This is a genomic window from Thermogemmatispora sp. (assembly GCF_042408735.1).
Taxonomy (GTDB): Bacteria; Chloroflexota; Ktedonobacteria; order Ktedonobacterales; family Ktedonobacteraceae; genus Thermogemmatispora.
The window spans coordinates 1-1,094 of the sequence record NZ_JBHOQV010000184.1 but is presented as its reverse complement, the minus strand read 5'-3'; the positions used below and the strand labels follow the sequence as shown (position 1 = coordinate 1,094).

General features: G+C 70.7%; 3 protein-coding genes. All 3 read right to left on the bottom strand.

The genetic code is table 11. The features are described from left to right. A partial coding sequence (locus ACFMO7_RS19475) for a class I SAM-dependent methyltransferase (RefSeq protein WP_376797149.1) occupies positions 1-624 on the bottom strand: 624 nt, incomplete at its 3' end. Positions 625-641: 17 nt separating this feature from the next. Beyond that, positions 642-791 (bottom strand): hypothetical protein, encoded by a 150-nt coding sequence (locus ACFMO7_RS19470; RefSeq protein ID WP_376797148.1) that lies wholly within the window; start codon positions 789-791, stop codon positions 642-644. Beyond that, positions 778-1,094, bottom strand: a 317-nt coding sequence (locus tag ACFMO7_RS19465) for a hypothetical protein (RefSeq protein WP_376797147.1), incomplete at its 5' end; no start/stop codon positions are given. The genes ACFMO7_RS19470 and ACFMO7_RS19465, both read right to left, overlap by 14 nt.

Here is a 1,094-nt window from a genome sequence, read left to right as displayed (position 1 = left end):
CACCGGGGTGATGCCCAGATGCCGCCCGTCGGGAGACAGGCTCTGGCCGGCCCGCTTGAGGGCCTGGCAGCCCAGGGCCATGAGCCGCTCAAAGGCCGGACTGGTGGAGAGCGGCTCCTCCATCTCGGTCAGGCGCAGGATGCCCCCGGGCCGGAGCAGGCGGCGGCACTCGGCGAGCAGCCGCGGCCAGGCCGCCGGCAGCATGAAGCCCCACAGGAGTCGCCCGTTAATCAGGTCGAAGGAGCCATCCTCGAAGGCCAGCGGCTCCATGACATCCATGACCTGGAAGCGGACGTTGTCCAGGCCCCGTGAGCGGGCCTGAGCGGTGGCATACTCCACCACCGCCGGGCTGAGGTCGACGCCGATCAAGGTGGCCCGGGGGAAGCAGAAGGCCAGTTCCAGCAGCCAGCCGCCCGGGCCACAGGCCAGGTCGAGGACGCGGCCCGTCTCGGGGAGGCTGATCCCCTCCTCGGGCAACAGACCGCCCAGCGCCTCGGTGAGCAGCCGATCTTGCTGCATCAGGCGGGCCAGCTCCCCGGCGTTCTCTACATCAATAAGATAGGTTGATCGCCCGCGCTGCCGGCGCGCGGGGTTCGAGCGAGCGGGGTGATCGTGAGGTTCCATCGGCGTCTCCTTTCTGTTCATTGCTGTTCACCTGCGGCAGGCCTCGCCGCCAGGACGAGGGCCAGCTCGCGATGCTGGGCGAGAAACTGCGCTGGGGCGAGCCTGCCGGGAGCGGCCTCCTTCGTGCCCTGCGCGAGAAACTGGGCATCATGCTCACGAAGCGGCATGGCACGTCCCTCCATCTGGCAGGACCGGCTCGTCGGCACGCCGGGTCTGCGAGCGGGAAGGACCCCAGGAGGTGGCAGGCGGTGGCCCCTGCTGCCAGCGGGCCAGCAGCCGCGCGCAGGCCGCCTGCGCTTCGGCGGGACACTGTTGCCAGGGGACAGCATCCAGCAGGGCCTGCGTGGAGCGGGGCACCTCCAGGGCGAAGCGAGCCCGGTGCAGGCGTTGAGCAATCCGTCCGGGGCTGACCCCCAGCGCGGTGGCAATCGCGCCGACCCGCCAGCCCTGCTGGCGCAGCAGCAACACGA